The organism is Cellulosimicrobium cellulans, assembly GCF_007679345.1.
GTDB classification, from domain to species: domain Bacteria; phylum Actinomycetota; class Actinomycetes; order Actinomycetales; family Cellulomonadaceae; genus Cellulomonas; species Cellulomonas cellulans_A.
Genome location: NZ_VEGH01000002.1, coordinates 278,919 through 304,383 on the forward strand (window position 1 = coordinate 278,919; position 25,465 = coordinate 304,383).

21 protein-coding genes and 1 riboswitch are annotated in these 25,465 nt (G+C 75.8%); of the genes, 3 read left to right on the top strand and 18 right to left on the bottom strand.

Going from position 1 to position 25,465, the window contains the following annotated elements; genetic code table 11:
- Nucleotide 1 precedes the first annotated feature (1 nt).
- The 14 genes from FS882_RS03555 to FS882_RS03620 form a co-directional block, all read right to left on the bottom strand.
- On the bottom strand, nucleotides 2-961 hold the full coding sequence (locus tag FS882_RS03555; RefSeq protein WP_187365113.1) for an SMP-30/gluconolactonase/LRE family protein: 960 nt from the start codon (nucleotides 959-961) through the stop codon (nucleotides 2-4).
- A 37-nt stretch (nucleotides 962-998) separates the two neighbouring features.
- A complete protein-coding gene (locus FS882_RS03560) occupies nucleotides 999-1,922 on the bottom strand; it encodes a dihydrodipicolinate synthase family protein (RefSeq protein ID WP_158370870.1) in 924 nt (307 codons plus the stop codon).
- Nucleotides 1,923-1,975: 53 nt separating this feature from the next.
- Nucleotides 1,976-3,715 (bottom strand): dihydroxy-acid dehydratase, encoded by a 1,740-nt coding sequence (locus FS882_RS03565; protein WP_158370872.1) that lies wholly within the window; start codon nucleotides 3,713-3,715, stop codon nucleotides 1,976-1,978.
- A complete protein-coding gene (locus FS882_RS03570) occupies nucleotides 3,712-4,551 on the bottom strand; it encodes an SDR family NAD(P)-dependent oxidoreductase (RefSeq protein WP_158370874.1) in 840 nt (279 codons plus the stop codon). The genes FS882_RS03565 and FS882_RS03570 overlap by 4 nt, the downstream gene beginning before the upstream one ends.
- Nucleotides 4,548-5,972 carry a hypothetical protein gene (locus FS882_RS03575; protein WP_262348042.1) on the bottom strand — a complete coding sequence of 475 codons (1,425 nt, stop codon included), beginning with the start codon at nucleotides 5,970-5,972 and terminating at the stop codon, nucleotides 4,548-4,550. Before FS882_RS03575 ends, FS882_RS03570 begins: the two co-directional genes overlap by 4 nt.
- Complete coding sequence (locus tag FS882_RS03580; protein ID WP_158370876.1) at nucleotides 5,969-6,778, bottom strand: HpcH/HpaI aldolase family protein; 810 nt, start codon at nucleotides 6,776-6,778, stop codon at nucleotides 5,969-5,971. The genes FS882_RS03575 and FS882_RS03580 overlap by 4 nt, the downstream gene beginning before the upstream one ends.
- Nucleotides 6,775-7,782, bottom strand: a complete 1,008-nt coding sequence (locus tag FS882_RS03585; RefSeq protein ID WP_262348043.1) for a hydroxyacid dehydrogenase — start codon at nucleotides 7,780-7,782, stop codon at nucleotides 6,775-6,777. The genes FS882_RS03580 and FS882_RS03585 overlap by 4 nt, the downstream gene beginning before the upstream one ends.
- A complete protein-coding gene (locus FS882_RS03590) occupies nucleotides 7,779-8,876 on the bottom strand; it encodes a dihydrodipicolinate synthase family protein (RefSeq protein ID WP_158370880.1) in 1,098 nt (365 codons plus the stop codon). The genes FS882_RS03585 and FS882_RS03590 overlap by 4 nt, the downstream gene beginning before the upstream one ends.
- The gene (locus tag FS882_RS03595) at nucleotides 8,876-9,898 is read right to left on the bottom strand and encodes an NAD-dependent epimerase/dehydratase family protein (protein ID WP_158370882.1); all 1,023 of its coding nucleotides are present in this window, start codon (nucleotides 9,896-9,898) and stop codon (nucleotides 8,876-8,878) included. Before FS882_RS03595 ends, FS882_RS03590 begins: the two co-directional genes overlap by 1 nt.
- A gap of 48 nt (nucleotides 9,899-9,946) precedes the next feature.
- Complete coding sequence (locus tag FS882_RS03600; protein ID WP_262348044.1) at nucleotides 9,947-10,849, bottom strand: carbohydrate ABC transporter permease; 903 nt, start codon at nucleotides 10,847-10,849, stop codon at nucleotides 9,947-9,949.
- Nucleotides 10,846-11,781 carry a carbohydrate ABC transporter permease gene (locus FS882_RS03605; RefSeq protein ID WP_158370884.1) on the bottom strand — a complete coding sequence of 312 codons (936 nt, stop codon included), beginning with the start codon at nucleotides 11,779-11,781 and terminating at the stop codon, nucleotides 10,846-10,848. The genes FS882_RS03600 and FS882_RS03605 overlap by 4 nt, the downstream gene beginning before the upstream one ends.
- A gap of 7 nt (nucleotides 11,782-11,788) precedes the next feature.
- Nucleotides 11,789-13,051: an ABC transporter substrate-binding protein gene (locus tag FS882_RS03610; protein ID WP_158370886.1), complete on the bottom strand. Its 1,263-nt coding sequence runs from the start codon at nucleotides 13,049-13,051 to the stop codon at nucleotides 11,789-11,791.
- 91 nt (nucleotides 13,052-13,142) lie between these two features.
- Entirely contained in the window at nucleotides 13,143-14,546 is a 1,404-nt protein-coding gene (locus FS882_RS03615) for a Gfo/Idh/MocA family protein (protein WP_158370888.1), read from the bottom strand.
- Between the two features lie 180 nt (nucleotides 14,547-14,726).
- Entirely contained in the window at nucleotides 14,727-15,593 is an 867-nt protein-coding gene (locus tag FS882_RS03620; protein ID WP_158370890.1) for an IclR family transcriptional regulator, read from the bottom strand.
- 177 nt (nucleotides 15,594-15,770) lie between these two features.
- Between FS882_RS03620 and FS882_RS03625 the strand changes: the two genes are divergently transcribed.
- Nucleotides 15,771-16,634 carry a Gfo/Idh/MocA family oxidoreductase gene (locus FS882_RS03625; protein ID WP_187365114.1) on the top strand — a complete coding sequence of 288 codons (864 nt, stop codon included), beginning with the start codon at nucleotides 15,771-15,773 and terminating at the stop codon, nucleotides 16,632-16,634.
- A gap of 234 nt (nucleotides 16,635-16,868) precedes the next feature.
- On the opposite strand, the gene FS882_RS03630 is transcribed toward FS882_RS03625, so the two are convergent.
- Nucleotides 16,869-19,097 (bottom strand): peptidase C14, encoded by a 2,229-nt coding sequence (locus tag FS882_RS03630; RefSeq protein WP_262348045.1) that lies wholly within the window; start codon nucleotides 19,095-19,097, stop codon nucleotides 16,869-16,871.
- A gap of 230 nt (nucleotides 19,098-19,327) precedes the next feature.
- Nucleotides 19,328-19,424, top strand: a riboswitch (SAM riboswitch).
- A 5-nt stretch (nucleotides 19,425-19,429) separates the two neighbouring features.
- Between FS882_RS03630 and FS882_RS03635 the strand changes: the two genes are divergently transcribed.
- Complete coding sequence (locus FS882_RS03635; RefSeq protein ID WP_158370894.1) at nucleotides 19,430-20,494, top strand: methylenetetrahydrofolate reductase; 1,065 nt, start codon at nucleotides 19,430-19,432, stop codon at nucleotides 20,492-20,494.
- Between the two features lie 8 nt (nucleotides 20,495-20,502).
- The gene (metE, locus tag FS882_RS03640) at nucleotides 20,503-22,851 is read left to right on the top strand and encodes a 5-methyltetrahydropteroyltriglutamate--homocysteine S-methyltransferase (protein ID WP_158370896.1); all 2,349 of its coding nucleotides are present in this window, start codon (nucleotides 20,503-20,505) and stop codon (nucleotides 22,849-22,851) included.
- A 78-nt stretch (nucleotides 22,852-22,929) separates the two neighbouring features.
- On the opposite strand, the gene FS882_RS03645 is transcribed toward metE, so the two are convergent.
- The 3 genes from FS882_RS03645 to FS882_RS03655 all read right to left on the bottom strand — a co-directional run bounded on the left by FS882_RS03645 (nucleotide 22,930) and on the right by FS882_RS03655 (nucleotide 25,449).
- On the bottom strand, nucleotides 22,930-23,388 hold the full coding sequence (locus tag FS882_RS03645; protein WP_154730851.1) for an Hsp20/alpha crystallin family protein: 459 nt from the start codon (nucleotides 23,386-23,388) through the stop codon (nucleotides 22,930-22,932).
- A gap of 162 nt (nucleotides 23,389-23,550) precedes the next feature.
- The gene (locus FS882_RS03650; protein WP_158370898.1) at nucleotides 23,551-23,994 is read right to left on the bottom strand and encodes a (deoxy)nucleoside triphosphate pyrophosphohydrolase; all 444 of its coding nucleotides are present in this window, start codon (nucleotides 23,992-23,994) and stop codon (nucleotides 23,551-23,553) included.
- 114 nt (nucleotides 23,995-24,108) lie between these two features.
- Nucleotides 24,109-25,449: an ABC transporter substrate-binding protein gene (locus FS882_RS03655; RefSeq protein ID WP_158370900.1), complete on the bottom strand. Its 1,341-nt coding sequence runs from the start codon at nucleotides 25,447-25,449 to the stop codon at nucleotides 24,109-24,111.
- Between the last annotated feature and the right edge of the window lie 16 nt (nucleotides 25,450-25,465).

A 25,465-nucleotide genomic window follows, 5' to 3' on the forward strand; every position in this document is an offset into this window, starting at 1 on the left:
CTCAGCCGCGGAGCCCGGGCACCGCGCCCTCCCCGAACGCCCGCACCGGCAGCCCGTCGACCGCCACGTCCACCCCGAGCACGGCCCCCGCCAGCGGGTCCCCGTCCGCGTGCGCGGTCGTCACGTACGCCCGCCCGGACCCGGGCGCCCCGAACCCCAGGCAGGTGACCTGCGCCGTCGGCACCCGCACCGCGCCGAGCGGGCTGCCGTCCGGCGCGAACCGCAGGACCGCGCCGCCGCCGTACAGCGCCACCCACAGGCAGCCGTCGGCGTCCACGGTCGTGCCGTCCGGCTGCGGGCCGGAGGGATCGAAGGACAGGAACGCCTCCGGCGCCCCCGCGCTGCCCGTCGCCTGGTCGTACGGCGCCCGGTACACGGTCCAGGTGCCGGTGTCGGTCAGGTAGAGCGTCGCCCCGTCCGGGCTCCACTGGACGCCGTTGCCGCAGCCGACCCCGGTGACGGCCGCGGTCACCTCCAGGGCGCGGCCGCCCTCGCCGCCCGCCACCACGCGGTACACGGTGCCGTCGCCGACCGAGCCGTCGCGCGGCATGGTCGCGACCCACAGCCGGCCGGCCGCGTCGCAGGCGCCGTCGTTGAACCGGTACCCGGCGGGCATCCCCTCCGGCCGGGTGAGCGGGCCGAGCGTCGTCCCGTCGTGCAGCCCGAGACCGTCCGCGGTCGCGAGCAGCAGCCCGCCCCGCGCCGCGGGCCACGCGAGCGAGACCGGCGACGGGAGGCTGGTCACGGCGTCCCGCGCGTGGTCGCCGTCGGCCCACCGGTGCACGCTGCACGCGTCGATGTCCACCCACACGACGGAGCCGTCGCGGGCGTCGTGCACCGGCCGCTCGCCGAGGCGGGCCCGGACCTCACCGAGGACGACCCCCTCCGGCGCGTCCGGCGGGATCAGGTCACGGGTGTCGATGCGGCGGTCGGGCAGCGGGACGGTGCGCAGGTCGGTCACCCCCGGCAGCCTCGCACGGCCGCGCCCGGTGCGCGCGTCACGCGGCCCGGGCCGAGAGGGTGCGGGCGCGCAGCAGGTCGAACAGCCGGTCGACCTCGTCGCGGGTCTCGCGGTCGAGCACGAAGCCGTGCGGCGCGCGCGCGTCGGTGCGCTCGAGCACGCCCTGCCGGACCAGCAGGTGCTTCTCGACGGCCACGAACACGTCGATCGAGGTCTGCAGCGCGACGAGGGCGGACAGCGGCCCGCTGATCTCGTACGCGGTGTCCCACCGCCCGGCCTCGACGAGCTCCCAGAGCCGCACGATGGCCCAGGTCACCTCCGCGCCCGGCATGGTCCCGACGACGCCGCGCCGGTAGGAGTCGACCAGCGCGGCGCCGCCGGTGCCCTCGAAGACGCGGGCGCGCCCGCCGGTCGCCTCGCGCAGCTGGGTGAGGCGCTGGCCGATCGGGGCCGCCTCCGGCTTGAAGTACACCCGCTCGCCGTACCGGTCGAGCAGCCGCATCTGCAGGTCGATGGACAGGGACCGGCCCACGTACCCGGACGCGTCCTGGACGACCACGCCCAGACCGGTGGCCTCGACGATCGCGGAGTAGTAGCCGAACAGGGCGTCGTCCTCGAGCTGCACCGTGATCGGCGGGATCGCCATGACGGCGTCGGCGCCGACTGCCTCGGCGTGCCGCGCGGCCTCGACCGCGCCGAACGTGGACTCGGCGCCGCAGCTCACGACGGCCAGGGCGCCGCGGGCGCGCGCCTGCTCGGCGACCACCTCCGCGAGCCGGGCGCACTCGGTCGAGGTCATGCGCAGGATCTCGCTGACCATGCCGGTGGTGACGCCGTGGGCGCCCTGGTCGACGACCCAGTCGACCTCGCGGCGCAGCGCGGCCTCGTCGATCGTCCCGTCGGCGGTGAAGGGGGTCTGGACGACCGGCAGGACGCCGGCCAGGGGCCGCGGTGCGGACATCGGGTCTCCTCGGTGAGTGGGTCGTGCGGTCGGGTGGGGGTCGCGGGGCGCGGTCACGAGCGGCCCACGACGGGTTCGACGAAGGTGCGGTGCGCCGGGGTGGGCGCGGTCAGGAAGTCCAGGTCGGCGCCGCGGTCGGCCTGCAGCACGTGGTCGGCGTACAGGCGGGGCCAGCCGCGCAGGTGCCGCGCCCCGGCCCGCGGGCCCGCCTCCCCGCGCGCGGAACGCCGGCGTGCCAGCTCCGCCTCCGGCACGAGCAGGTCGAGGCGCCGCGCCGGGACGTCGAGCCGGACGCGGTCACCGTCCTCGACGAGCCCGAGCGGGCCGCCCACGGCCGCCTCGGGGGCGACGTGCAGCACCACCGTGCCGAACGACGTGCCGCTCATCCGGCCGTCGCTGACGCGCACCATGTCGCGGACGCCGCTCTCCACGAGGCGCTGCGGGATCGGCGCCATGCCCCACTCGGGCATGCCGGGCACCCCGACGGGGCCGCAACCGCGGACGACGAGCACGTCGCCGGGGTCGACGTCGAGCGCGGGGTCGTCGAGCCGGGTCCGCATGTCGTCGTAGGAGTCGAAGACCACGGCCCGCCCGGTGTGCGCGAGCAGGTCCGGGCTCGCGGCGGCGACCTTGATCACGGCGCCGGACGGGGCGAGCGTGCCGGAGACGGCCGCGAGGGTGGGGGCCGGCAGCACGGGGTCGGCGAGCGTCCGCACCAGCGAGCCGTCCGCCCCCGGCGCGGGGTGGCCCGGCAGGACGTCGCGCCACGCGCGCCCGTCGCCGGCCACGGCGTCCAGGTCGACCAGGCCCCCGGCGCCCAGCGCGGCGAGCACCGTCGGCAGCCCGCCGTCGCGGCGCAGCCGGTGCACCAGGCCCGACCCGCACGGCTCGACGTCCGCGAGCAGCGGCACGTCCCGCCACAGGGCGTCGAACCGGTCGAGGGACGCGTCGAGCCCCAGCCGCCCGGCCACCGCGGCCAGGTGGATGACGGCGTTCGTGGAGCCCCCCACGGCGGCGAGCACCCGCGCCGCGGTGTCCAGCGCCGCCTGGGTCAGCCGGGCCGACGGGCGCTCGTCGGCCCGCACCATGGCGACGAGCCGCTCGCCCGTCGCGCGGGCCGCCGCCTCGATGTCGGGGCCCACGGCGTCGAGCAGGGCGGTCCCCGGCAGGGCCATGCCCATCGCCTCGGTCAGCATCGCGAGCGTCGACGCGGTGCCCATGACGTTGCAGGCGCCGGGGCCGGCGCACGCCAGGCACTGCTCCAGGCCGCGCCAGCCGGCGTCGTCGAGCACCCCGGCGCGCCGGTCGTCGAGCGCGCGCCACAGGTCGGTGCCCGCGCCGAGGGCCCGGCCGCGGAACTCCGGCGCCGAGCGCGCACCGCCGAGCAGCAGCAGGGCGGGCACGTCCGCGCTGGCGGCGGCCATGAGCGCGGCGGGGACGGTCTTGTCGCAGTTGGCGAGGTGCACGACGCCGTCGAGCGGGTACGCGCGGACGGTCTCCTCGAGCTCCATCGCGACCAGGTTCCGGTAGAGCATCGCGGACGGCTTCATCAGGTCCTCGCCCAACGACATCACGGGGAACCGGACCGGGACGCCGCCGGCCGCGCGGACCCCGGCGGCGACGTGCCCGGCGAGCGCGGTGAAACCGGCGTTGCACGGGTTGAGGTCGGAGGCGGTGTCCGCGATGCCGATCACGGGGCGGCCGGCGTCCTCGGGCCCCAGCCGCAGGGCCACGCGGTGCAGCACCGCCACCTCGTCGTCCCCGGCGAACCAGCCGGCGCTGCGCAGCGTCACGCGCCCACCCCCGACCGCCGCGCGCCCGGGTCCTCGGGGTCGGCCCCGAGCGCCGCGGTCCAGCCGCCGTCGATCGCGATGGTCTGCCCGGACACGTACGACGCGTCGTCGGAGAGCAGGAAGGCGACGACGGCGGCGACCTCCTCCGGCTCGGCGATGCGCAGGGCCGGCGACCGCCGGGCGAGGAACGCCTCGGCGGCCGCGGGGTCCGGGGCGCGCCCGAAGGACGCCTCGAGGGCCGGGGACCGCACGGCCCCGGGCGCGACGGCGTTGGCCCGGATGCCGCGGGCCGCGTAGGTCACCGCCACCGACCGGGTCAGCGCCTCGACCGCGGCCTTGGTCATCTCGTACACGGTGTGCTCGGGGTAGGCGGCGCGGCCGTGCACGGACGACATGGTGACCACCGACCCGCCGAGGCCCTCGGCGACCCAGTGCGCGACGGCGGTCTCGCAGCCCCACAGCGAGCCGAGCTGGTTCCCGCGGACCATCTCGAGCGTGACCTCCTCGGACAGCTCGGTGAGCCCGTTGCGGACGGTGGTGCCGGCGCAGTTCACCCAGCCGCCGAGCGGCGCCAGCCCGAGCGCCGCCGCGAGCAGCCGGGGGTGCAGGGCCCGGTCCGCGACGTCGCCCACGCACCCGGCCGCGGTCCCGCCGGCGGCCTCGACCTCGGCCACCACCGCGTCCACCCGCCCGGCGTCGCGGCCGACGACCACCACGGCCCAGCCGTCCGCGGCGAGCCGGTGGGCGATCGCCCGGCCGATCCCGGAGGACGAGCCGGTGACGACGACGGAGCGGCCGGACGGGGCCGGACCGGACGGGGCGGCGGGAGCGGTCATGCGGTCACCTCGCGGGGTCGGGGCAGGGCGGCGACGAGGGCGTCGGCGGCGTCGGTCAGGTCCTCCAGGCCGCCCGGAGCCAGGAGCGTCTGCCACACCTGGTACCGGTCGCGGTCGTAGGAGGCCCGGTCCGGCAGGTAGACGAACCCGGGGCCGTTGGTGAGGTTGAGGACGAGCACCGCGCGGTCGGGGTGCCGGCGGCGCAGCTCGGTCTGCAGGGCGGAGAACGCCTCGCCCGGGTGCGCCACCAGCACGGCGTCGCCGAGGCCCCAGACCCACAGCGGGTGGGCGGCGACGCCGTCCGCCACGTAGCCGTCGGCCAGCCGGGTGGCGCGGCGCACGCGCTCGGCGGCCGCGACCGGGTCGATCCCGGCCCACTGCTCGGCGACCTGCGCCGCGGTCGGCGCCGGCCGCGCCGCGAGCGGGACGGTGCGCGCGACGCAGCGCACCCCGGCCGGGTCGGGGGCGGGCTCGCGGACCCAGAGCCCCAGCGGGGCGCCGGACTCGACCACGCCGTCGAACCGCAGCCGGGTGCCGGGGTCGCCGAGCTGCTCGAGCACGGCGACCGCCGCGTGCCCGAGCGCCCGGCCGTTGCGGTCCGCCTGCTCGGTGCCCGGCCCGTACTGCTCGCGGGGCGACAGCTCGCCCGAGGCGCCCTGCAGGAACAGGCACGGCGCCCCCGTCGCGGCCTCGACCACCTCGCGCGCGGCCCCCACGAGGTCGGGCGACACCAGGCTGTTGCGGTGCGCGAGCGTGGTCGGGTGGCAGGCGTAGTTGAGCAGGACGCCGAGCGGCGCGCCGCCGCCGGCCGGCGACACCCGCCCGACGAGGAGGGTGCCGTCGGCGGGCGTCCCCGGGTCGAACGCGACGACGTCCCGGTCCCCGCACGGCAGGTTCCGGGCGACGGCCAGGTCGGACCACCCCGAGCCCCAGGTGACCACGGCGTCGACGGCGGCGTCCCGGGCCGTGCGGCAGGCGGTGCGCGCGCCCGCCTCCAGGCTGCGCTGGTAGCCGTCGAGCAGGTCCGCCCCGGGCAGGTCGAGCCCCAGGTCCGACACCGACGGGCCCGCGTGGGTGTGCACCAGGTGCAGCAGCAGGTCGTCGGGCTCCGCCCGCAGGGCCCGCAGCAGCGGGTCGCGCAGCCGTTCGAAGGACGCCGCGTCCCGCCACCAGCCCAGGTCGAGCGTCAGCAGGTACCGCCACCGCCCGGCGCCCGGGTCGTGGAAGGCGAGCGCGGTGGCGGTCAGCGGCCGGTGCACACCGGTGGCGACCTCGGTGCGGGACGCGCCCCAGTTGTGCGCCCGGACGCCGACCGGAGGGGTGATGTCCGCGCGGCCGACGCCGGCGCGCAGCCGGGACTCCCGCGGGGTCCAGGTGGTCACGGCCGGCGCGACGTCCCGCAGCACGGGCGCCCCGGTCACCGCGCACCCCCGGGCGACGCGGCCGGCGCACCGGACCGCGGGTCGCCGCCGGCGCGCGCGAGGGCGTCCGCCGAGCCGGTCCGCAGCAGGGTCGTGTCGGTGGCGACGGTGAGCATCCGCACGCCGCGGTCCTGCCAGTACGCCGCCATCTCGGGGGTCGCGCAGTGCAGGCCGAGCACGGTCCCGGCGCCGGCCGCCGCGGCGACCAGGCCGTCGAGCGCCGCGTGCACGTCCGGCGAGGTCGCGTAGGTCGCGCGGCCGTGGCCGAGGGACAGCGCGAGGTCGTTCGGCCCGACGTAGACGGCGGCCACTCCCGGCACCGCCGCGATCGCGGCGGCGTTCCGCAGCCCGGCCGCCGTCTCCACCATGACGACAACGAGCCGGCCGGCGTCCGCTTCGGCCGGGGCGGGCGTCGCGCCGTCGACGTCGCCCCACGCCGGGCCCCAGGACCGGACGCCGCCGGGCGGGTAGGTGCAGGCGGCGACCGCGGCCGCCGCCTGCTCCGGGGTGTCGACCATCGGGACGACGACCCCGTCCGCGCCCAGGTCCAGCGCGCGCATCATCAGCTCCGGGTCGGGCCCGGGCACCCGGACGAGCGTCGTCGCCGGCGCGTGCCGCAGGGCCTGCAGGACCGGGAGCACCGTGCCGGGCCCGGTCATCCCGTGCTGCAGGTCGACGCACACGTAGTCGTAGCCGGCCCGGCCGAGCAGCTCCGCCACCACCGGGTCCGGCAGCGTGCTCCACACGCCGCGCGCCGGCTCCCCCGCCGCCCACCGCTCCCGCACCCGTGCCTCGTGCCCGCTCATGCCATCCGCTCCAGGTCCTCGTCCGTCACCGCGTGCCGCAGCGCGTCGCCGCGCGCGTACCGCGCCACCTCGTCCACCACGATGCCGCCCTGTCGCAGCCGGCTCTCCACCGTGCCCGCCGCGTGGTGCGGCGTGAGCAGCACGTTGGGCAGCCCGCGCAGCGGGTGCCCGACCGGCAGCGGCTCCTCGTCGAACACGTCCAGCGCCGCGTCGATCCGACCGGAGCGCAGCTCGGCCAGGAGGGCCGCCTCGTCCACCAGCCAGGACCGCGCGGTGTTGACCAGGCCGGCCCCGTCGGGCAGCAGGGCCAGGCGCCGGGCGTCGATCAGGTGGTGGGTGCCGGGCAGGGACGGCGCGTGCAGCACCACGATCCGCGAGCGCCGCAGCAGGTCGTCCAGCGCCGCCGGTTCCACCCCCAGCGTCGCGGCGTCCTCCGTCGTCAGGTACGGGTCGCTGACCAGGACGTGGGCACCGAGCGCCCGGAGCATCGCGATGTTCGCCCGGCCGGTCCGCGAGGCGCCGACGACGCCGATCGTGGTCCCGAGCACCTCGTGCCGCGGGGGCGCCGCCTCCGCCGCGGCCCAGGGCGCGCCCGCGTGCAGCGCGTGGTCGAACCGCGGCACCCGGTGCAGCAGCGCCAGGGTGAACGCGAGCGCCACCTCGGCGACCGACCGCGCCATCCCCTGCCCGGCCTGCGTCACCGCGATCCCCCGCGCCGCGACGGCGGGCGTGCGGAACGGCCGGACGGTCGCGCCGGTGTGCGCGACGAGGCCGAGCGCCGGCAGCCGGTCGAGCAGGCCGGCGTCCAGCGGCGGCTGCCCCCAGGTGGTGACCAGCACGCGGGCCTCCGGCCAGCGGGTCGCGCCGAGGAGCGCCGCGCCGCCGTCGAGCCACGTCACATCCCCGCCCAGCGCGGCGGCGGCCGCGCGCAGCCGAGCGGTGGCGGCGTCGTCGAAGAACGCGGCCCGGAGGTCCGGCGGCACCGCGACCAGGACGGCCGTCACGCCAGCCACCCGTCGAGGTGCTCGGCGACGAACGCGTCGTCGGACAGCCAGGGGTGCAGCCGGAGCACCCGGTCGATCTCGTCCGCCTGCCCCGGGGACAGGGTCTCGTCCGGGTCGAGGCACCAGGTCCCGGCGAGCAGGCCCTGGCGGCGCAGCACCTCGTGCACGCCGGCGATGCAGCCCGCGAACCCGTGCTGCGGGTCGAACAGCGCCGCGTTGGCGTCGGTGACCGCGGCGGACCGCGCGACCAGGTCGGCCAGCGCCTCCCGGTCGCCGGCGCGTGCCCGGCCCACCTGCGCGTGCAGCTCGACGGCGCGGCGCGTCCACACCGACCAGTGCCCGAGCAGCCCGCCGACCACCCGCCGCGTGACCGGCTCGCCGTCCGGACCGTCGAAGGTGAGGTCGGCGAGCAGGTCCGCGACGATCGCGTCGTCGTTGCCCGTGTACAGGGCGATCTCCGCGCCGCGGGACGCCCCCGCGACGGCGCGCGCCACGTCGAGGGTGCGGTAGCGGTCGAACGGCGCCGCCTTGATCGCCACCACCGCCTCCAGCTCCGCGAACCGCCGCCAGAAGTCGAGCGAGAGCCGAGGCCCGCGGATGGCGGACTGCAGGTAGAAGCCGATCACCGGCAGCACCTCGCCGACGGCCGCGGCCCGCTCGATCGCGTGGTCCTCGAGCCGGGCGGCGTCGGCGAGCAGGGGGTCGCCGGGGGCGGGGCGGGGCGGGCTCAGCAGCACCGCGTGGTACCCGAGCGACGCGGCGACCTCGGCCTCGGCCACCGCCTGGGCGGTGGGACCCGCGACGCCGGCGACCCGGACGAAGGGTCGCGGGTCCGCGGCGAGCGCGCCGTCCAGGGTGTCGGCCGCGAGCGCGAGCACCGGCTCGTACAGGCCGACGTCCCGGATCTCGAACTGCGTGGTGTGCACCCCGACGGCGACCCCGCCGGCGCCGGCAGCGGCGTAGTACCGGGTCAGCGCGCGCTGGTGCCGCTCGTCGAACCGGCGGTCCTCGGTGAGCGCGAGCGGGTGCGCCGGGATCACCGTCCCGGCGCGGAGCAGCGCCGCGACGTCGCGCGGCAGGGCAGGCGCGGCCATCAGAACCGCCCGTCCCGGACGGCCCACTTGGTGGGCTTCCCGCTGGTCGGCAGGCCGGCGGCGAGCCACTGCGCCTGCCAGTCGACGAGCGTGCCCGCGGTGACGTCGGGGTAGCCGAACAGGTCGAGGCACCGGCTGGCGTCGTTGAGCAGCGCCGTGCCGGCCGGGGCCCCGGTGAACGCGACGTCGCGCCCGAGGCCCGCGGCCAGCCGGCGGGCGACCCGCTCGACCGGCAGCACCTCCGGACCGGTGAGGTTCAGCGTGAACACGTCGGGCGACGCGTGCGCCGCGGCGCGCAGCGTGACCTCGTTCGCGTAGCCCTGCCACACCACGTTCACGTGGCCGGTGGTGAGGTCGACCGGCTCCCCGGCGAGGATCGTCGAGGCGATGTCGTAGAGCACGCCGTACCGCAGGTCGACGGCGTAGTTGAGCCGGATCAGCGACACCGGTGTGCCCCGCGTCAGCGCGCCGTGCGCGAACACCCGCTCCCGGCCCAGGCAGGACATCGCGTACTCGCCGACCGGCCCGACCGGGTGGTCCTCGGCGGCGCCCTGGCTGCCCACCGGCACCAGCGGGTAGACGTTCCCCGTGGAGAACGCCGTGATCCGGCTGTCCCGGTACCGGCGCGCCACGCGGTCCGGCAGCGCCGCGTTCACGGCCCAGGCCCAGGAGGGCGCGGCCGTCGCGCCGAACTTCGCCCCCACCATGAACAGCACGTCCGCGCCGTCCGGCAGCGCCGCGAGGTCGTCGTCGCCGAGCAGGTCGGCCGTCACGACCCGGACGCCCGCGGCGCGCAGCCGCTCGGCCTGGGCGGGGTCGGACCACCGCGACACGGCGTGCACCGCGTCGCCGTCGCGGCCGGCCGCGTCGAGGGCGCGCCGGGCGAGCACGGCGAGCGTGGGGCCCATCTTGCCGCCGGCGCCGAGGATCACCAGGTCGCCTGCGCCGGGGGCGAGGTCGGCGACCAGGGCGGGCGACGGCGTGGTGAGCCGGTCCTCGAGCTCCTGCTCGGACGTGAACATGCGGGTCCTTCCGGGTGGGACGTGCGGGGAGGGAGGGCGGGTGGCGGCTCAGCCCTTGATGCCGGTCTGCGCCACGCCCTCCTGGAACGAGCGCTGCGCGACGGCGTAGGCCGCGAAGATCGGGACGAGCGCGACGACGGAGCCCGCCAGAACCACGGACAGCGGCACCTGCTGCTGCCGCAGGGAGGCGATGCCGACGGTCAGCGTCCACATGTCCGCGCTCTTGCCGATGATCAGCGGCCACAGGAAGTCGTTCCAGTGCCAGAGGAAGACGAACGTGCCGAGCGTCGCGAGCACCGGCTTGCACAGCGGCAGCACGATCGTCGCGAAGGTCCGCCACTCCCCCGCGCCGTCGATCTTCGCCGCCTCGAACAGCTCGTCCGGCAGCCCCTTGATGAACTGCCGCATGAGGAACACGGCCTGGGCGTTCGCGAGCGACGGCAGGATCAGCCCCCAGTACGTGTCCACGCCGCCGAGCTTCGCCATCACGATGAAGGTCGGGATGAGCGTGACGTGGTACGGCACCATCACCATCGCGAGGAACGACCAGAACATCGCCTCCCGGCCCGGGAACCGCTTCTTGGCGAACGCGTAGCCGGCCATCGACGCCATCACGAGCACCGCGACGACGGACACCACCGAGTAGACGACGCTGTTCAGGGTCCAGCGCAGCATGTCCTGGCCGGCGAGCACCTCGCGGAACGCCGAGGTGTCGAGGTTCCACGGCAGCAGGGAGGACGGGAAGTCGATCGCCGTCTCCGGCCGCAGCGCGATGACGACCATCGCGTAGAACGGGAAGATCGTGAGCACCGAGCCGGCCGCCAGCAGCAGCCCGCGCAGGACCTTGCCGCGGCGGGTGGGCTCGAGCGCACGGTACGGGCGGCGGCGCGCTCCGGCGGCGGCGGGCGGGGTGGCCGGCGGGGCGCCGACCGGCAGAGTGGGGGCGCTCACGATTCCCTCCCGAGGAAGCGACGCTGGATCACGGCCACGACGAGGGTCATGGCGAACAGCGCGACGCCGATCGCCGCGGCGTAGCCGTAGTCCACGTACTTGAAGCCCTGGTCGTAGAGCATGTAGACGAGGGTGTAGCTGCCGCGCGCGGGGCCGCCCTGGGTCATGACGAAGATCAGGTCGAACACCTGGAACGACGCGGTCGTCTCGATGACCGCGAGGAAGAACAGCGACGGCTTCAGGTGCGGCAGCACGATGTGCCGGAACCGCGCCCACGGGCCGGCGCCGTCGGTCAGCGCCGCCTCCTCGAGCTCGCGCGGGACCTCCTGGAGGCCGGCGAGCAGGATGAGCATCCCGTAGCCGAACCGCGACCAGACGCCGACGAGCACGAGCGCCGGGACCACGAGCAGCGACGAGGAGAGCCACGACTGGCCGCTGCCGCCCAGCCACTGCGAGATCGTCGACACCGGGCCGTCGGTCGAGAACACCCAGACGAACACCGTGCCCGCGAGCACCAGCGACGTGATGACCGGCAGGAAGAACACCGAGCGGAAGAACCCGACGCCGCGGAACCGGCGGCGGACGGCGAGCGCCATGACGAGCGACATCCCGAGCGACAGCGGGACCGCGAGCACCGTGTAGAGCACGGTGACCCGCAGCGCCTGCCAGAACACCGGGTCCCCGACCATGCGCTCGAAGTTGGCGAGCCCCTCCCACTCGAGGGTGCCGGAGATGTCGTAGTCGAAGAACGACAGCCCGACGCCCGCGATGGCGGGGCCGAACCGGAACGCCAGGAACAGCAGGAACGTCGGCAGGGCGAACAGCAGACCGATGCGAGCGTCCCAGCGCGCCATCACGGAGCGCCGGCCGGCCCGGGCGGGCCCGCCGCGGCGCGCGGGCGCCGCGGCGGGCTCGTGCAGTGCGGAGGTCATCGCCTGGTCAGCCCAGCATCGCGTCGGCCGAGGCGGCGGCGTCGTCCAGCGCCTCCTGCGCGGACTTCTGCCCGAGCAGCGCGGCCTGGATCTCCGGAGCGAGGACGCCCATCACCTCGCGCGCGTGCTCGTTGACCGGGCCGACCGTGGTGTCGGGGATGGTCTGCTCGATCGCCCCGTACACCGGGTCGTCGGCGTAGAGCTCGCCCGTCGAGGAGAGCGGGGAGAACATCTTCGCGGTGGTGACGAACTCCGTGACCGGGTCGGCCGAGGTGACGAAGTCGATCCACGCGCCCGCGGCGGCCTTGTTCTCCGAGCCCTTCAGCATCGACAGCGACCCGACCGTGCCGTAGCCGACCGTCTCCTCGTGGGTCAGCGGCGGCTGGATGACGATGTTCTCCGTGCCCCAGTAGGACTCGACGTCCGCCGGGCCGGACTGCCAGGTGCAGGCGACCTTGTTCTGCGCGAGCGCGGTCTGCTCGATGCTCGGGGTGGTGGTGATCAGGTCGGGCTCCAGGTAGCCGCCCTCGTTGAGCTCGACCAGGAACTCGAGCGCCTCGACGCCCTCGTCGGAGTTGAACGCCACCGACGTGCCGTCCTCGCTGAACACGTCGCCGCCCGCCTGCCACAGCAGGGGGTAGAACGTCATGTTCAGCGTGACCTCGGGCGAGCCCCAGTAGTTGGTCGCGTAGATGCCCTGCTCGGCGAGCTCGGGCGCGAGGTCGAGCAGGTCGTCCCACGTGGCCGGGTACTCGGTGGCGCCGATGGCGTCGAACGCGGCCTTGTCGCACACCAGCGGGTTGGAGCTGGTCAGCAGGGGCGCCCCGAGCATCTGGCCGTCGACCGTGATCGAGTCGGCGACGTTGGGGAGGATGTCGGCGACGTGCTCCGCGGACAGGTAGTCGTCGACCGGCTCGATCGACGACTGGTACGTCGCCAGCTGGTCGGGGATCAGGTAGACGACGTCCGGGCCGGTGCCCGACGCGATGGCGGTGGTGAGCGACTCGTCGCGGCCGGCCCACGGGTACACCTGGACGGTCACGTCGACGTCCGGGTTCTCCTCGGTGAACGCCGCGACCTGCGCGTCCCAGAAGCCGGTGTGCGCGGCCTCGTCCGCGATGATCGGGTAGATCCACATCGTCACCTCGCCGGACAGCGCGCCGTCCTCGCCACCGCCGGCGGAGCCGCCGTCGGAGGAGGAGGAACAGCCGGCGAGCAGGACGGTGCAGGCGGCTCCGGCCGCCACCAGCGACTTCGTCGCGAGTCTCATCGCATCTCCTTGGTCAGGACCCTGGGGTCGGGGGAAGGCAGGGACTGCTGGGGGACGTGCGGGTGGTGCGTGGTGCCCCGGTCGGCGGCCGTCACGCGGCGCCCACCTCCCGGACCTGGCCGGTGCGGCGCGCCTGCTCGGCGGCGAACACGACGAGGTGGCTGTCGAGGGACTCGGCCGCGCCGGACCGGACCCAGGTGCGGTCGCCGGTGGCGACCGCCGCGGTGAAGGCGTCCATCAGGCCGGCGTCGCCGCCGCCGTGGCCGTCCGCGGCGTTCGACCCCGCGGTGCCGGTGTCGAGCACGCGGACGGTGTTGTCGCGGAAGTCCACGACCCGCACCCGCTCGCCGTCGCCCTCCAGCGACCCGTGGGTGCCGAACACCCGGGTCTGCCGGTGGGTCTGCTCCGAGAACGCCGTCATGGTGAACGTGGCCGCGGCGCCGCCCTCGAGCCGCATCGCGACCACCTGGTGGTCGACGACGTCGTTGTCGCAGTCCCAGACGCACCGCCCGTACGGCCCGGTGCGCAGCGCGTCGACGACCCCCTGCTCGTCGGTGCGCGGCGTGACGACCGTGACCGGCCACACCGGGCCGTCGGCCCGCAGCGTGCCCAGGTAGAGCCGGGGCGCGGAGTAGGGGCAGGTCGGCTCGAGCGCGCAGTCGAGGCACCGGTCCGCCGCACCGGCCGGCCGGTTCTCGGGGCGGAACTCCGTCAGCGACCCGAAGGAGGAGACGGACTCGACCCGCAGGCCGGTCACGTAGCGGATCCAGTCGACGTCGTGGCACGACTTCGCCAGCAGCATCGGCGCCGACTCGTCCTCCCGCCGCCAGGGGCCGCGCACGTACGAGTGCGCCATGTGCCACCAGCCGACCGGCTCCAGGTGCTGCACGTCGACCACCCGGCCGAGGACGCCGGAGTCGACGACCTCCTTCACCAGGTCGGTGTACGGCGTGTACCGCAGGACGTGGCACACCCCGAACAGCACGCCGGCGCGCTCGATCGCGGCGACGATCCGCCGGCAGTCCGCCTCGGTGGGCGCGATCGGCTTCTCGAGCAGCACCGCGTAGCCCAGGGCCGCGAAGGCCTCCGCCGGCTCCGCGTGGTCCCGGTCCTGGGTGGCGATGACCACCATGTCCGCGACCCGGCCCTGCGCGGCGAGATCGCGCCAGTCCGCGTAGTGCGCGACGCCGGGGTCGCCCGCCGCCACGAGGTCGCGCCGGTGGCGCTGGGGGTCCGCGACCGCCACCAGCCGGGCCCGGCCGGGGTGCTCGCGCGCCCACGAGAGGTACGTCTGGCCGCGGTTGCCCGCACCCACCAGCGCCACGGTGACCGGCGGGAGGCCGGCCACGGCGTCGGCGGGCTGCCGTCGCGGGGACCGCCGCCAGGTGCCCGGCGCGGGGGCGGCAGGCGCCGTGGGCGACCGCGTCCCGGAGGGCGCGGCGGCGTCCGCGGGCGCACCCGCCGTGCCGCGGGACGTCTCGCTGCTCGTTGCCATGCCGACCGCCTGGGGACTCGTCGCGTCTGGACTCGTCCGCGCGGTGCGCGTCGTGGCGTCGGGGGCGGTGCTGGCGGTCGTCCTCCCCGTCGAGGGCGACCGTCTGGCGGAGCGCAGGGGGCTGGCCTGCGTCGCGACGACCCTCCCGGGCTGGGGCGGGTCGTGCAGTGGGACGGGACGCTAGCCCGGGGGCGCCGGTCCGTCAACCACCTCGGGACCGCCGACCGTGGTCACCGCGGGGGCGTCCGGGTCGTACCCGAGGTCGCGCGAGATGCGCCCGGCCGCGTCCCGCACCGTGCGGCCGAGCTCCTGGTAGTGCCAGGACGGCTGGTCGAGCTTGAGGCCGGTGATCGAGATCGCCCCGACGCACGCGCCGTCGTGCCCGAGCAGCGGCGAGCCGATGCAGAACACCCCCTCGGCGTCCTCCTCGTCGTCGATCGCATAGCCCTGGGCGCGGCTCTCGGCCAAGTGGGCGACCAGCGTCCCGGCGTCGGTGATCGTGCGGGACGTGCGGCGCAGCAGGCCGACGCGACCCACCAGCTCCCGGACCTGCTCCGGGGGCAGGCAGGACAGGATCGCCTTGCCCAGCCCGGTGGAGTGCGGCAGCTCGTGGCTGCCCATCCGCAGGTCGAGCCGGACCCGCTCGTTCCCCCCGACCTGGTCGATGACGACCGCCTGGTCCTGCACGAGGGTCGCCAGCCGCGCGGTCGCGGCCGTGGTGCGGGCGAGCGCGACGAGGTGCGGGCGCGCGACGTCCCGCAGCGACGTCTGCGCGAGGGCCTGCGAGCCGAGCCGCGCGAGCGCCATGCCGAGCCGGTACCGCCGCGACATGCCCGCACCGTCGTCGGCGACCAGGCCCCGGCGGGTCAGCGTGTACAGCGTCGCGAAGGCCGCGCTCTTGGACAGGCCGAGCGCCTGGCCGATCTCGGTCACCGACATGCCCTCGCCGGGCGGGCGCGCGGCGAGCAGCTCGAGGACGTCGACGGCACGGGCCACCGAGCGCACCCAGTACCGGGAGTCCTCGGGCTCGGGCGGGCTGGGCTCCATGCGGTCTCCCCTGCTGGCCGGGGCGCCGCGCCGGCGCCGTGCTGCCAGGCTAGCCGCTGTTCGGTATCGCCGACTAGTGTCGTCGCCAGCCGCGCGGGCCGCCCGGGCGGCGCGGCCGGGCCGATGAGGCGGAGCGCCGCGAAAACCGTTCGGCACTCGCGAACGAGGGGTGGTGCAGTGCGACTGGCGATCGTCGGCGCGGCGTCCTCGCACGTCGACCAGGTCCTGCGGCTCGCGCGCGCGGACGCCCTCGGCCTGGAGGTCGACGTCGTCGTCGTGGCCGCCCCCGACGCCGAGCCGGTGCCGGACGACCGCCTGGCCGCGCTCGGGGTCCCGGGCGCGCCGGTGGTGCGGACGGGGGGCCCGGCGGCCACGGCGCGCGCCGTGGTGCGGCACGGGGCGGACGCGGTGCTGGTCGCCACCCGGGACGCCGCCGGCCACCGGGCCCTGACGGCGGCGCTCCTGCGCGCGGACCTCCCCGTGCTGGTGGACAAGCCCTTCACCGCCGACCCCGACGACGCCGCGGCCCTGGTGGCGCTCGCGGCGGCGCGCGGCGTCGGGCTGACCAGCGCCTCGGCGCTGCGGTTCCACGCGGGCGCGACGGCGCTCGCCGCGCGCTGGCGCCCGGCGCCCGGCGGCCTGGCCGTCCACGCCGCCGGTCCGGCCGACCCCACCTCGCCGCACGGCGGCCTCGCGTTCGCGGCGGTGCACGTCGTCGAGCTCGCCATGGCCGTCCTGCGCGACCGGCCCGCCGGGCCCGTGTCCGTGGCCGCGGCGGCCGGGGTGCGGACGGCGGTCGTGCCCGCGGGCCGCGACGTCGCGACGATCACGGTGACGACCCCGCTCGATCGCGCGAGCACCCCGTACCACCTCGCCGTCACGGGCCCGGCCGGCCGCGAGGACCTCCGGGTGGACCTGGCGGACGACTACCTGGGGCCGGTGCTCGCCCGGTTCGTGGCCGGCGTCCGGACCGGCGTCGTCGCACCCTCCGGCGCCGCGCTGGTCGACTCCGTCCGGGTCCTCGCCGCGCTGTGCGCGTGACGGGGCCGGACGCGGCGGAGGGCAGCACCCGGTCGGGGTGCTGCCCTCCAGGGGTGCGGTCCAGCCCGGCCGCGGCCCCGAGTACTGCCTCGCGCTCCGCCAAGAGCACTTACCAAACGCCATTCGGCACAACCGAACGGACGCTTCATTCAAGCGCTCGGTCCCCGGCGGGGCAAGGGCTGGGCGTTACGGTTCTGTAAAGCCTGTCGGTGTTCGGCAGAGCCGAACCCGCTCTCACACGACGAGGTTGCCGTCCGTGAGCACCCGGTCACCCGTCGCCGGGAGCGCCGTGCGGACGACCCCCCGCTCGACGTTCGCCGTGTGCAGGAGGGAGGAGCCGGCCCCGAACGCGCCGTCGCCCAGCTCCAGGCGCCCGCCCTCGAAGGTGCACCCGGTCGCCCGGTAGTGGTTCGTCCCGCCCGTCAGCGCCACGTGCGCGACCTCGGCCGAGCCGACGGCCGACGTGCAGCCGTCGAAGGACCACGTCGACGTCCCGGCGCCGGCGGCCCGGCCGAACACCACCCCCGACGCCGGCGCACCGGTCACCCGGGAGCCCCCGGTCACCGCCAGGGTCTGGTCGCCGGTGCCCGCGAGCAGGACACCCGTCCCGTCCAGCACGGTGCCGTCGAGCACCAGCCGGGACGCGGCCACCGTGATCGCCGCGGCGCCCTCCCGCCCCGCCAGCGTGCAGCCCGTGAGCGTGAGCGGCCCGGTCCCCGCGAACAGCGCCGTCGCGCCGTCCAGCCCGGTGATCGTCGTGCGCACCAGGTGCACCGGCGTCGTCACGTTCGCCGCCACGAACGGCATCGACGCCTGCTGGTCGGCCAGCCCGATCACGCAGTCCTCGATCACCGTCGGCCGCGCCGACAGGTCGGTGGCCTGCGACAGCTGGAACCGGCCGTCCACCCGGCACCCGCGCATCTGCAGCCCGTCGGCGTTCACCCACATCCAGGAGACGTAGTCCGGCATGCTCGGGTCGCGCACCACCTGGCAGTCCTCCAGCGTGAGGTCGACGACGCCGACCCGCGCGAAGAACAGCGCCGCCACCTGCTGCCGGACCGTCACCCGCTTCGCGCGACCACCCCAGGTGGCACCCGAGTTGGCGAACGTCATCAGGCCCGAGTTCCCGACGTAGGTCAGGTCGTGCTCGTACTGGCCGTGCGTCACGAACGGACCCTGCACGTCGCCGTCGCCGTGGCAGTTCTCGACGGTCGAGTACGCGGCGCAGGTGAAGTCGTTCAGGTGCCGCGCGTTCGACGTCCGGCAGTCGACCACGTGCGCGTACAGGCAGGAGATCTGCTGGGTGAGGTAGCCCGCGCCGCCGAGGGTGACGCTCACCGGGTTGGCCAGCGAGCACTGCGACGTCACGTACGAGGTGTTCCAGCGCCGCATGACCACCGGCCAGAACGTGTGCTCGGCCTCCACCTGGTGCACGTCGCAGCGCGTCGCGTACTCGAAGGCGACCGGGTGCGAGCCGGTCACCTGGTCCGTGCCCGTCCCGCGGAACCGCATCCGCTGCACGGTGACCCGCTGGACGGGCTCGACCCGCGTGAACGTCAGCACCCGCCCGGCGTCCAGCGGCCACCCGGTCTTGTAGCCGAGCCGCACGTGCGTGCCGTCGACCAGCTGCGTCACCTGGACCAGGTACATCAGCTCGCGCTCGGCGCTGCCGCCCCCGGGCCGCGTGTCGGTCTGCACCGCGTACCAGTCCCCGACCGCGAACGCCGCCGAGTCCGGCACGGGCACGATGTCGACCAGCTCGGGCAGCGGCGCGGCCAGGGTCGACGTGACCACCTGCTCCGTGACGGCGCCCCGGAAGAACAGCACCGCGGCGAACGGGTCGTTGGCCGCGGCCGGCTCGATCCCCTCCGTGGTGACCAGGCGGCCCCCGAAGTCCAGCACCAGGTCGGAGCGGGTGAACCGGTGCCGGCGCACGAAGTTCAGGTCCGTGTGCGCCTCGATGCGGTGCACGCCGGGGTCGCCGACCATCGCGTCGAGGGCGTCGTCCGCGGGGGTCGACGCGTCCAGGACGCCGAACTGCCGGAAGTCGAGCGTCCCGTCGTGCACCAGCAGCCAGCGCCCGCGGGCGCGCCGGTCGGACGCGATCACCGTCCCGCCGTTCGGCTCGGCGGTCGACCCGCCGTCCCACCGCGCGACCATCCCGCCGCCGTCGCCCGGCGCCGCGTACCCCGCGACCAGGACGACGTCGCCCGCGGAGGGCGTGCGGCGCCGCAGGTCCGCGACGGTGGCGACGGTCGCCGCGGGGGCGGCGGACGCGGGCAGGGGCGGGGCGGCCGGGGCGGCGGACGCGCCGCGCGCGGACCCGAGCGCCACGGCGGTGGCGAGCAGGCCGGCGCCGCCGCCGCGCAGCAGCGCGCGGCGGGAGGACCGGGCCGGGACCGGGCCCGGCGCGCTCGGGGACGTCGGGCCGGGCGTGACGGTGTCGTCGGGGGTGGTGCGCATGCGAGGACCTCCAGGACGAGTCGGTGCGGACCGTCCGTGGGAGGTGCCGGGGGCGTGCGGTGGTGCGGGTGGCGGAGCGCCCGGGGCCGGGCGGCCGCGGCCTCGCGCCGGCGGGCGCCCGCGACCCGCCGAACGTAGGGCCGGCCCGGAGAGGGTGTCAACGGTTCGACCTCGGTCGATGACACGTCAGGGGCAGTAGACGGCGCGCTCGTCGCGTCCTACTGTGGCGGAACCCATCCAGAGCGACCGAGAGACCTGGCTCGTCGACGTCGCAGCAACCCCCCTCCTCACCGAGGGTGCGGGTGCTTCCGCCAGGACCGATGGAGCTGACGATGACCAGTCACGACGTACCCGCGCACCCGGCGGGGACCGCCGTGCCCGACGGCCTCGGGGCCGTGGACCGCCCGACCGTCTCGTTCGAGCTGTTCCCGCCCCGGAACCCGGACGCCGCGCCGCGGCTGTGGGCGACCGTGCAGCAGCTCGCCTCGGCCCGCCCGGACTTCGTGTCGGTCACCTACGGCGCCTCGGGCAGCACCCGCACGACCACCCGGCAGCTGGTGCGGCGGCTGCTCCGCGAGACGTCGCTGACCCCGATCGCGCACCTGACCTGCGTGGCGAGCTCCCGGGAGGACCTCGCCGCGACGGTCGAGGAGTTCCTGGACGAGGGCGTGCGGTCGTTCCTGGCGCTGCGCGGCGACCCGCCCGCGGACCGCTCGTGGGAGCCGCACCCCGAGGGGCTGCCCACCGCGAGCGCCCTGGTCGAGCTGCTGCGCGACGTCGAGCGCCGCCGCTGCGCGAGCAGCCCCGCGCAGGCGGTGCGCGCGGCGACCCGCCCGCTGTCGGTCGCGGTCGCGGCCTTCCCGCGCGGCAACGCCGGCGCGGGCAGCACCCGGGAGCAGGACGTCGCTGCCCTGCTCGCCAAGCAGCAGGCCGGCGCGGACTTCGCGATCACCCAGGTGTTCTACGACGCGGGCTCGTACCTCGAGCTGGTGGCCCTCGCCCGCGACGCGGGCGTCACCATCCCGATCCTGCCGGGCATCATCCCGACCACCGACCCGGCCCGGCTCCGGCGGGTGCAGCAGCTGACCGGCGTGCCCGTCCCGGAGCGGCTGCTCGCCCGGCTCGACGCCTTCGACCCCGACGACCCGGCGGACCTGGCGGCGCGGCACCGCCTGGGCACCCGGCTCGGCGTCGACCTGGTGAACGCCGTGCTCGACGGCGGCGCACCCGGCGTCCACCTGTACACGTTCAACGCGCACGGCCCGGCGCTCGACCTGCTGGACGGCGCGGGGCTCGGCGGCGACGCCCCCCGCGCGCACCTGCGGGTGCCGCCCCCCGAACCGGCGGCGACGTCCGCCGCCGCCACGACCACCCCGACCCCTGTCCCCACCATCTGAGGCGAGAGATGACCGACCTGACCCACCCGTTCCCCGCCGGCACCGTCCTCGGCTACCCCCGCATCGGACCGCGCCGCGAGCTGAAGAAGGCCCTCGAGGCGTTCTGGGCCGGGCGCGCGAGCGCCGAGGAGGTCGAGGCCACCGCTGCCGACCTGCGCCGCCGCACCCGCACGCGCCTGGCCGGGCTCGGCCTGGACACCCGGCTGCCCGCGATCCCCAGCGCGTTCTCGTTCTACGACCACGTGCTCGACGCCGCCACCGTGCTCGGCGCCGTGCCGGAGCGGTTCGCCGACCTGGTGCCCGCCGAGGGCGGTCTCGACCTGGCCGGGTACTCCACCGTGGCCCGCGGCCGCGGGGACGACCTGCCGCTCGAGATGACCAAGTGGTTCGACTCCAACTACCACTACCTCGTGCCGGAGATCGGCCCCGCCACGGCGTTCCGGTACGCGAGCGACCGACCGGTGCGCGAGCTGGCCGAGGGCCTGGCCGACGGCGTGCTCACCCGCCCGGTGCTGGTCGGCCCCGTGACGTTCCTGGCGCTCGCCAAGGCCGCCGAGGGCGCGCCGGAGGACTTCTCCCCGATCGACCGCCTCGCGGACGTGCTGCCGGTGTACGCCGAGCTGCTCCGCGACCTGGCCCGCGCCGGCGCCACCTGGGTGCAGCTGGACGAGCCGGCGCTCGTCTCCGACTCCACGGGCGTCCCGGCCGACCGGCTGCTCGCGGCGGCGACCGATGCCTACCGCGCCCTCGCCACCGACCTGCCGGCGACCGAGCGCCCGGCGATCCTGGTCGCGGCTCCGTACGGCGACCTGCGCGACGCCCTGCCGGTGCTCGCCGGCACGGACGTCGAGGGCCTGGCGATCGACCTGGTCCGCGGCGCCGTGCCCGCCGGGCCCGTCCCCGGCCTCGCGTCGAAGGTGCTCGTCGGCGGCGTGGTCGACGGCCACAACATCTGGCGCGCGGACCTCGACGCCGCGCTCGGCTCCCTCGAGTCGCTCGAGGGCCTCGGCGCCCGCCAGGTCGCCGTCGCCACGTCGACGTCGCTGTTCCACGTCCCGCACGACGTCGAGGACGAGCCGCAGCTCGACCCGACGCTGCGCTCGTGGCTCGCGTTCGCCGACCAGAAGGTGGCCGAGGTCGTCACGCTCGCGACCGGGCTGACCGAGGGCCGCGAGGCCGTGCACGCCGAGCTGCTCGCCGCCGCCGACGCGCGCCGGTCCCGGGCCGAGGCACCGGGCGTGGTGCGGCCGGAGGTCCGCGAGCGCCTCGCCGGGCTGCCCGCGGACGCGTTCCGCCGCGGCGACTTCGCCGCCCGCCAGGTCGCCCAGGCCGAGCGGTTGCAGCTGCCGGTCCTGCCGACCACGACCATCGGCTCGTTCCCGCAGACCCCGGAGATCCGGGTGGCGCGGGCCGCCTTCGGCCGCGGCGAGCTCACGGCGGAGCAGTACGAGGACGAGATGAAGGCGGAGATCCGCCGCGTCGTCGAGCTGCAGGAGCAGATCGGCCTCGACGTCCTGGTGCACGGCGAGCCCGAGCGCAACGACATGGTGCAGTACTTCGCCGAGAACCTCGACGGGTTCGCGGTGACGGCCAACGGCTGGGTCCAGTCCTACGGCTCGCGGTGCACCCGCCCGTCGATCCTGTGGGGCGACGTGTCCCGGCCGGCGCCGATCACGGTGCCGTGGACGACCTACACGCAGTCGCTGACCGCGAAGCCGGTCAAGGGCATGCTCACCGGCCCGGTCACGATCCTGGCCTGGTCGTTCGTGCGGGACGACCAGCCGCTCGCCGACACCGCGAACCAGGTCGCGCTCGCCCTCCGGGACGAGATCGCCGACCTGGAGGCCGCCGGCACCGCGATCGTGCAGGTCGACGAGCCCGCCCTGCGCGAGCTGCTGCCCCTGCGCGCCGAGGACCACGACGCCTACCTGGACTGGTCGGTGCGGTCGTTCCGGCTCGCGACCGCGGGGGTGCGCCCGGACACCCAGATCCACACGCACCTGTGCTACTCGGAGTTCGGCGAGATCTTCGGCGCGATCGACGGCCTCGACGCGGACGTGACGTCCATCGAGGCCGCGCGGTCGAAGATGGAGATCCTCGGCGACATCGCCTCCGAGGGCTACCCCCGGGGCATCGGCCCCGGGGTGTACGACATCCACTCGCCCCGGGTGCCGAGCGAGGCCGAGGTGACCGAGCTGCTGACCGAGGCGGTCCGGGTCGTCGACCCCGCGCAGCTGTGGGTCAACCCGGACTGCGGCCTCAAGACCCGCCGGTACGCCGAGGTCACGCCGTCGCTGGAGCACGTGCTGGCGGCGACCCGCACCGTCCGCGCGTCGCTGGCGGTGCCGACGGCCTGACCGCACCACCCGGGCACGCGACCGCCCCGGTCCCCTCGCGGGGGGCCGGGGCGGTCGCCGTGGGGCCGCGTCGGGCGGTCAGGCGCTCGCACGCTCCTGGGGAGCGGCGTCGGCGCCCGCCTCGATGGTCGCCGGTGTCCCACCGGTGCTGACCTCGATGCGGCGCGGCTTGGCCTCCTCGGCCACCGGGATGGTCAGCGACAGCACGCCGTCGGTGTAGGACGCGGTGATGGCGTCCAGGTCGAGCCCGCGCCCGACGGTCAGCTGCCGCGCGTAGGTGCCGACCGGGCGCTCCTTGGCGAGCCACTGCACGCCGTCCTCCGTGCGCGCCGTGCGCTGCGCGCGGATCGTGAGCGTGCGGTCGTCGACGGCGACGTCGATCGAGCCGGGGTCCGCGCCGGGCAGGTCGACGTTCAGGACGTAGTGGTCGCCCGAGCGGAACAGGTCCATCGGCATCGTGGCCGAGGCGCGCTGCTGGCCGAGCACCTGGTTCATCAGCCGGTCCATCTCCTGGAACGGGTCGAATCGCGTAGCCACAGCCCGTCACCTCCTCGAAGCGTCACGGCGGTCCGGACGGTCCGGGACCGCTGCTGCCCCGGCGCTGCCGCGCCAGGAGGGCTACGAGACATGTTCTAGCACTCTCGGCTGGCGAGTGCTAAGCGGAACGGCGCGCTGTTCGCCAAGAGATGAACACGCAGGTCAGACGGTGTGCGAACCGGCATCCGCGCGGTCCGTCGCCGCCGCGAGCGCGGTCACGATCCGCACGTCCGCGTCGAGCCAGGGCACCGTCAGCCACTGCCCGCGCGGGAGCCAGCGCAGCGCGTCGTGCTCGACGAGGGGGCGCGGCTCGCCCTCGGCGATCCGCGCCTGCCACAGCCGCATCACGTACCGGTCGCTCAGCCGCCAGGCGCCACCGTCCGGGCCCGGGAGCTCGCTCCCGAGCTCGATCGCGACGCCCAGCTCCTCGCGGATCTCCCGGTGCACCGCGTCCTGCGGGGACTCGCCGGGCTCGACCTTCCCGCCGGGGAACTCCCACCGCCCCGCCAGGCTCACCGGCGCGCTGCGCCGCGCGGCGAGCAGCGCACCGGGGGCGGCGAGGTCGTCCACCAGAGCAGCGGCGACGACGAGCACGGGCCGGTCCATGCCCCGCAGTCTCCCACCGCACTCGCCGAGCGTGCAGAAGGTGCGGGGTTCCGGGCGCCGGAACCCCGCACCTCGTGCAACCTCGGCGAGCGCGAGCGCGAGCGGGGCGGGGGGTCAGTTCTGGCGGAGCTCGTTCTTCAGCTCGCGCTGCGCCTGGTCCAGGGCGTCGCGGGCGGGGACGCCCGACTCGTAGATCTCCGTGAGCGTCACGGTGCCGAACCGGCTGTTCACCGCGGGCAGGTCGGGGCTGCTGAACGACTCGAAGTGCTCGATGCCGTCCTTGACCTCGTTCAGCACGTCGAACAGGTTGGTCGTGAAGTACTGGTTGAACTGGTTGTCCGGGTTCCGGGTGACCTCCTCGTCCTCCCACACCGCCATGTTCACCGGGTCGAAGCCGAGCACCTCCCACACGGCGACGTTGGCCTCCGGAGACAGCTTGGCGAAGGCGAGCCAATCGGCGGCGAGGTCCCGGACCGGCGAGTCCGCCGCGACGGCCGTGCCGGTGCCGCCGCCCCCGATGGTGACCGTGTCCGACCCGGCGACGACAGGCGCGGGCGCGATCGCCACCTTGCCCGCCAGGTCCGGCATGTAGTCGACGAACCGCGAGGTGTACCAGGCGGGATACACGATCGCGGCGAAGTCACCGCGCGCGATCGAACCGTAGGCCTCCTCGTCGTCCGGGCTGGACCCCGGGATCGGCGAGATCGCGCCGGCCTCGACCATGTCCTGCATCATCTCGAAGGACTCCACCACGACCGGGTCGTCGACCTGGACGGTCCCGTCCTCGGCGAACAGCTCCCCGCCGTTCTGGGCGATGACGAGCGGCTCCACGAAGAACACGTCGGTGTTCGCCGTGCCGAACGCCCGGCCCGTGGCCGCGTGGTACTCCGCGCCGGCCGCCGCGAAGTCGTCCCAGGTCACGATGGTCGAGTAGTCGATCCCGGCCTCCTCCAACAGCTCGGTGTTGTAGAAGGTGACGAACGCGCCGACGTGGGTGGGGTAGCCGTAGACCGCGTCGCCCCGGCTGTACAGGTCCAGCCGGGCCTCCACCACGTCCTCGCGGTAGGGCTCCGCCGCCGCGGACAGGTCCATCAGCGGCGGGTCGTCCCCGCGCACGAAGTTCGCGAACTTCGTGACCTCGATGTCGGCCAGGTCGGGCATCCCGGCGCCCGAGTTGGCGGCGAGCTGCAGCTTGTTGTGCATGTCCTGGTAGGGGTAGACGGTGAGCCGCAGGTCGATCGCCCGGTCGGGGTGCAGCTCGTTCCACCGGTCGGCCATCTGCTCGTAGAGCACCCCGTGCAGCTCGCCGAAGATCCACATCTCCATGGGCGTGGCGCCGTCGGCGTCGGCCGTGGTGCCCGCCCCCCCGCCCGGGCTCCCGCCGCCGCACCCGAGGCACGCCGCCAGCACCGCCGCCACGGTGGCCGCGGACGCCGTCGTCCTGATTCGTGACATGACTTCTCTCCTTTGT